This is a genomic window from Pseudomonas sp. 05N434, assembly GCF_056396965.1.
This window is the reverse complement of sequence record NZ_JBFTMK010000344.1, coordinates 1-5,450: the sequence shown is the minus strand read 5'-3', so window position 1 is coordinate 5,450 and position 5,450 is coordinate 1. Positions and strand designations below refer to the sequence as shown.

Here is a 5,450-nt window from a genome sequence, read left to right as displayed (position 1 = left end):
GATCAAGGAAGCCCGGGAACGAGCTGTCGGCCAACTTGCCGCGAGTGGTCACACCCAGTGGCATTTTCTTCGCCGCCTCAACCTGTTCGGCGCTGGCAACGCCTTGCTCCTTCAGAACATCGAGCACCAGATTGCGCCGCTCCAGAGCCCGCTCAGGGTTGCGGCGCGGGTTGTAATAGGACGGCCCCTTGACCATGCCCACCAACAAAGCGACTTGATGCAGTTTCAGCTCGGACAATGGCTGCCCGAAGAAAAACTGGCTGGCCAGGCCGAAGCCGTGCACCGCGCGCTGACCATCCTGGCCGACGAATACTTCATTGAGGTAAGCCTCAAGAATTTCGCTCTTGTCGTAATGCAGCTCAAGCAACATCGCCATCATGGCTTCGGTGAGCTTACGGGTCAGGCTGCGTTCACTGGTGAGGTAGAAGTTCTTGACCAACTGTTGCGTCAGCGTACTACCGCCCTGGGTCATCTTGCCGCCCGAGGTGTTGACATAGATAGCTCGGGCAATCGACTTCGGCGACACGCCCCAGTGGCTGTAGAAATCCCGGTCTTCTACAGCAACCAGGGTTTCGAGCAGATACGGCGGAACCTGATCGATCTTGATCAGGATGCGGTCTTCAAGGTTTTTCGGGTAAATCCCGCCGATCAGCAGCGGCTCCAGTCGCACCACGGAAAGCTTCGAACCGTTGGTCGCCGAGAGCTCGGCCACGTAATCGCCGGAGAACCGCACGCGCACGGGCTGCGCCTGCTCCATGCCTTCATAGAACTGGAAGCCTCGGGTATTCAAGTCGACGGTATTGCCATTGACCGCTGCCGCGCCGGGGCCGTTGCTGACCGCTTCGCGTCGGTAGCCCAAGGCATCGAGTTCGGTGAGGAAGTCGTCCTTGCTGAGCTTTTGTCCGACGAACAGCTCGAGCGGGCGCGCGTACACCTTGGCCGGGATGGTCCAGCGCTTGCCGGAGAACTTCTCCTGGACCACGGCGTCGAGGTAAACCGCGAACCCGGCGAGCACCACAAGGCCGACCAGGCTGAGTTTAAGGGCCCAGCCCAGCCAGGGGCGCATGCCCTTGGAAGGTGGTTTTTTAGGGGTGCGGGGGGATCGAGATCGAGTCATGGCGGCGGATTATACGCACTTTATTCATACTCAACAGGAGCCCTCTGAGGTTTGCGTCGGACGGACTTGCAGCCATAATGACGGCCTTGAATTTCCCCCCAGACTCTGAAGGATCACCTGTGAGCCAGTCCCTGATCGCTGCCCTGCAAAACCCGGCCCTCTACCCGCATCCCGTAGAAGGGTTTCAGGTCATCGAGACCCATATTTCCTGGGTGATACTCACCGGTCCCTATGCTTATAAAGTGAAGAAGCCGGTGAATTTCGGCTTCCTCGATTTCACCAGTCTCGAAGCTCGCAAGCATTTCTGCGGCGAGGAGCTGCGCCTGAACCAGCGCCTGACCCATGACTTGTATCTTGAAGTGCTGCCAATCACCGGCAGCGCCGAGGCGCCACAATTGGGCGGCGATGGTCCGGTTGTCGATTACGCCCTGAAAATGCGTCAGTTCCCGCAAAGCCAACTGCTCAGCACCCTGCAAGCCAACGGCGAATTGACCACCACGCACATCGACGCGATGGCCGCGCAGATCGCTCAATTCCACCTCAGTGCGCCGAAAGTGCCTGCCGAACACGAAGCCGGCACGCCGGACAGCGTCATGGCGCCGGTACGGCAGAACTTCGAACAGATCCTTCCGTTCCTCAGCGACAAGGCCGATCTGTTGCAACTCGAGGCACTGCAAGCCTGGGCCGAAAGCAGCTTCGAGCGCCTCAAGCCACTGTTCGCCCAGCGCAAGGCCGACGGCTTCATTCGTGAATGCCATGGTGACATTCACCTGGGCAACGCTACCGTGATCGACGGCAAAGTGGTGATCTTCGACTGCATCGAGTTCAACGAACCGTTCCGCTTCACCGACGTTTACGCCGACACCGGCTTCCTGGCAATGGACCTGGAAGACCGCGGCCTGAAGAGCCTGGCGCGCCGTTTCATCAGCCAATACCTGGAACTGACCGGCGACTACCAGGGTCTTGAGCTGCTGAACTTCTATAAAGCCTACCGCGCCCTGGTTCGCGCCAAGGTCAGCCTGTTCAGCATGCCGGCCGAGGCCGACCCGGTGCAGCGCGCTACCACTCTGCGTCAGTACCGCAACTACGCCAACCTGGCGGAAAGCTACAGCACCATTCCTTCGCGTTTCCTGGCGATCACCCACGGTGTTTCCGCCGTCGGCAAAAGCCATGTGGCCATGCGCCTGGTGGAAGCATTGGGTGCCATTCGCCTGCGTTCGGATGTCGAGCGCAAGCGCATGTTCGGCGAACAGACCGTACCGAACGACCCGCAGGCCGGCATCTATAGCGCCGACGCCAGCGTCGCCACCTATGCCCGCCTGCATGAGGTTGCCAATGTAATTCTGCGTGCCGGCTTCCCGGTGGTGATCGATGCCACTTATCTCAAGCGCGACCAACGCGACAGCGCGGCAAAAATCGCCGAGGCCACCGGCGCRCCGTTCCTGATCCTCGATTGCGACGCTCCACAAGCGGTGATCGAGAGCTGGTTGAAGCAACGCCAGGCGGACAACAACGATCCGTCCGACGCCAACCTGGCTGTTATCGCCGCCCAGCAAGCCAGCCGCGAGGCACTGACGCCAGCAGAAATCCTCTGCAGCAAGCGCGTCCAGACCAATGAAAGTGGCACCCTCGATACGGTCGTTGCGCAGATTCGCCAGCGCCTGCCTGGTCTGTAAGAAACTATTTCAACCGTGAAGCCCTCACCGGCTTCACGGCTGCCAAATAGTGGCACTATACTGGCGCCATAAAACCATCAGGTGATGTGACATGAGCCAGCCAAAACTTCTCGACACCCCGCTTTATGCCTTGCTGCACAAAGACGACATCACAAGCTTCAACAATGAACGCCCGAAAGATGGACCTATCGACATGGTCGGTGGTGACTTCCGCGGGCTCGATCTGCGTGAACTGAACGCCGACGGCATCGACTTCACCGATGCCTACTTTCGCTCTGCCGACTTGCGCGGCGTCGACTTTCGCAACTCATCCCTGGAAGGCGCGAGCCTGGCCCACGCGCAGATCTCCGGCGCCTACTTCCCGCCGGAGCTGAGTGCCGATGAGATCCTGATGTCGATGAATTTCGGTACACGCCTGCGTTATCGCACCCGCTAAAAGCGACGTCTCACCCAGTCCAGCGCCCCCGCCTTGCGCTGGACGTTGTACTTTTTTTGCTCGAAAACTCAATTTCCCACACGCCCTCGGACTACATGCTCCGCCTTTTCACGCCGCTTCTTGAGTTTTCCTCTTAGAAGCTTTTGCGTCGAAACCGACCAAACAATCACGCTTTTCCTACTGATGGCTACACTGCTGAGAGGCTCGCCCACGCACCATTCGGCTGTCGCAAGGAGGCTTGATGAATGATGAACTGCAACACCTGAAGAATCTTGGCAAGACGTCGGCGCAATGGCTGCATGCCGTGGGCATCCACAGTGCCTCGGACTTGCGTCGGCTGGGAGCTGTGGACGCTTATCGGGCCGTGCGCACTCGCGGTTTTCGGGCGTCCAAGGTGTTGTTGTATGCGATTGAAGGCGCGTTGATGGATGTCCACTGGAACGACATTCCCGCCGAGCGCAAGGAAGCCTTGAACAAACAGCTGGATGCTATTTCGTCTCGCCACAAGAATTGAACGGATAATTTCACTCGAACGCACAGCCTGAAACCCAATGATTACGAGGCTTTCCAGCGAAGGAATGACGTAATTCACGGAAACGAGAAATCAGCGATTGACTTGGTAATGAGAATCGCTATGATTATCACAACTGGTCGCGAGACTGGTCGATATTCTGAAAAGCCCTTGGTTCGGACTCTCAGATTATCTCCTCATCAGGCTAATCACGGTTATTTGACCCGGCTCTTGCCGGGTCTTTTTTTGCCTGTGGAAAACTCGCGTGATCTTATTGGCCTGACGGCTTGCCGAACTGCTTGCGCATTTGCGCGCAGTAATCCTGCGGTGGCGTGGTGGGCGTATACCAGACGTAATCGGCCATGGCCGACGTGACCTCAGCGCCCTGCTCCGCCAGCATCAATACCGTTGGTGCCTTGGGCTCCCCCAGGTCCAGCACATGGATCGGCACCCCGACATCCTTGCGGGCGTGGAACGCGCCGGTAAACAACAGTGAAGGCATCGGTGCCGCCCGTAATCGCTCGGCTATCCGCCGGTCACGCTGCTGCTGCACGGCCAGCATCGCGGGCATCTGTGATTCAGGCAGCAAGCCGCAGTGGRAATCGCTGATCTGTGCCAGCAACTCGTTCCTGACCGTCGGAGCGTTGGAACGCGCACCGCTCAATGTTGGCGGTTTGGCATAGACAGTACGGACTTCAGGCGTGTCCAGATTGGCCGCCAGTAACGGGTACGGCTGAGTCAGGGCAAAACGAACGATCGGCCCGTAAAGATTCCAGTCCCATCCCGGCTGCCAGGCCAATGCCCCGGACAAATCGGTCGGCAGCGGTGAGGTTTGCCGAACGTCATCGACGCGCTGTTGCTGAGCCGGCGTCAACATTTCCAGCAGCAGACTGCCTTGAGGCCGTCGCTCACCCAGTGCCTGCAATAACCACAATTGCAGTTGATGGTGATCACGATTGTCATGCTGCTCGCCGACGATCAACCGCGAAGGTTCCGCCAACCGTGCAAGCAGTTCTTGCGCGGTCAGGGTCTGACCGCTGCGCAAATCCCGGATTTCGCCGCTGACCGGCGGCACCGCTACATGCTGGCAAGCACTCAGTAACAGCGCGGCCAGAAAAACCATCACGCGTGTTTTCATCCCTAAAACACCTCAGCGGGCGATGATCAGCGGATGCCCACGCTCCGGGTGCGGTTGCACCAATACTTCCAGCCCGAACACTGCCTTGAGCGGTTCCGGGCGCAATACCTGTTCCGGCGTGTCCAGCATCACAGGACACCCACCTTCAAGCAGTAACAGGCGATCACAATAACGCGCCGCCAGATTCAAATCATGCAGGATCACCAGCACCGCCGCACCGCGATCGGCGAATTCACGCACCGCTTGCAGAGTAGTGTGCTGATGCAGCGGGTCGAGCATCGACGTCGGCTCATCGAGCAACAACGTCTGCCCCGCCTCGCCCGGCCAAAGCTGCGCCAACACCCGCGCCAAATGCACCCGCTGACGTTCGCCACCGGACAACGCCAGGTAACTGCGACCGCTCAAGTGCCCCGCATCGGCCGCCTGCAACGCGGCGGCGACAATCTCCTCATCCCGGACCCGACCGCTTTGATAAGGCAGACGGCCCATGCCGACCACTTCTTCGACGCGAAAGGCAAAGTCCAGGGTCGACACTTGCGGCAATACTGCCAAACGCCGGGCTCGCTGCGCTC

Annotated in this window: 6 protein-coding genes; 3 read left to right on the top strand and 3 right to left on the bottom strand. The window is 59.2% G+C overall.

The features are described 5' to 3' along the window. Positions 1 to 1,117, bottom strand: a 1,117-nt coding sequence (locus AC1DLB_RS20030) for a transglycosylase domain-containing protein (RefSeq protein WP_477785509.1), incomplete at its 3' end; no start/stop codon positions are given. Between the two features lie 119 nt (positions 1,118 to 1,236). On the opposite strand from AC1DLB_RS20030, the gene AC1DLB_RS20025 reads away from it, so the two are divergent. The 3 genes from AC1DLB_RS20025 (at position 1,237) to AC1DLB_RS20015 (ending at position 3,743) form a co-directional block, all read left to right on the top strand. Further along, a complete protein-coding gene (locus tag AC1DLB_RS20025) occupies positions 1,237 to 2,793 on the top strand; it encodes a bifunctional aminoglycoside phosphotransferase/ATP-binding protein (protein ID WP_064620349.1) in 1,557 nt (518 codons plus the stop codon). A 91-nt stretch (positions 2,794 to 2,884) separates the two neighbouring features. Continuing rightward, positions 2,885 to 3,229: a pentapeptide repeat-containing protein gene (locus AC1DLB_RS20020; protein ID WP_018930211.1), complete on the top strand. Its 345-nt coding sequence runs from the start codon at positions 2,885 to 2,887 to the stop codon at positions 3,227 to 3,229. Positions 3,230 to 3,470: 241 nt separating this feature from the next. Next, the gene (locus AC1DLB_RS20015; protein ID WP_009050884.1) at positions 3,471 to 3,743 is read left to right on the top strand and encodes a TfoX/Sxy family protein; all 273 of its coding nucleotides are present in this window, start codon (positions 3,471 to 3,473) and stop codon (positions 3,741 to 3,743) included. 268 nt (positions 3,744 to 4,011) lie between these two features. Here AC1DLB_RS20015 and AC1DLB_RS20010 read toward each other — a convergent pair whose 3' ends face one another. Both AC1DLB_RS20010 and AC1DLB_RS20005 read right to left on the bottom strand, forming a co-directional pair. Continuing rightward, positions 4,012 to 4,878: a ChaN family lipoprotein gene (locus AC1DLB_RS20010; RefSeq protein ID WP_477785508.1), complete on the bottom strand. Its 867-nt coding sequence runs from the start codon at positions 4,876 to 4,878 to the stop codon at positions 4,012 to 4,014. 12 nt (positions 4,879 to 4,890) lie between these two features. Continuing rightward, on the bottom strand, positions 4,891 to 5,450 hold a 560-nt coding region (locus AC1DLB_RS20005; protein WP_477785507.1), incomplete at its 5' end, for an ATP-binding cassette domain-containing protein.

What these genes read in the sequence shown, in the direction of transcription:
- AC1DLB_RS20020 (WP_018930211.1), top strand. Translation starts at nt 2,885, where the DNA reads ATGAGCCAGCCAAAACTTCTCGACACCCCGCTTTATGCCTTGCTGCAC.
- AC1DLB_RS20015 (WP_009050884.1), top strand. Translation starts at nt 3,471, where the DNA reads ATGAATGATGAACTGCAACACCTGAAGAATCTTGGCAAGACGTCGGCG.